The sequence below is a fragment of the Psychrobacter sp. TB20-MNA-CIBAN-0197 genome, from assembly GCF_040309765.1.
Classification (GTDB): Bacteria; Pseudomonadota; Gammaproteobacteria; order Pseudomonadales; family Moraxellaceae; genus Psychrobacter; species Psychrobacter submarinus.
This window is the reverse complement of the sequence record NZ_JBEOPC010001183.1, coordinates 1-246: the sequence shown is the minus strand read 5'-3', so window position 1 is coordinate 246 and position 246 is coordinate 1. Positions and strand designations below refer to the sequence as shown.

Annotated in this window: 1 pseudogene; it reads right to left on the bottom strand. The window is 39.8% G+C overall.

What is annotated here, in order from left to right:
• A pseudogene (locus tag AAEY83_RS17675) lies at positions 1 to 246 on the bottom strand (hypothetical protein); the annotation flags it as partial.

Genomic DNA, 246 nt, shown 5'->3' with positions numbered 1-246 from the left:
ACGTACGCCTGATGTTTTATAACCAATACCTGAGTAACCAATTGCATTTAATGAAGATGAAATTGACTGTACTACTGATGCAGAACCCGGTTGCTCATTTACGTTATTACGGAAATCACCTTTACAAAGTGCTTTCTTTTTAAAGTAACCATACGTACCTGATACTGAGTTGCGTCCGTAAAGTTGCACATCTTTAGCTGCCCAATCACCTGTTAGACCAACATCGCTCCAACGGTTAACTTGTTC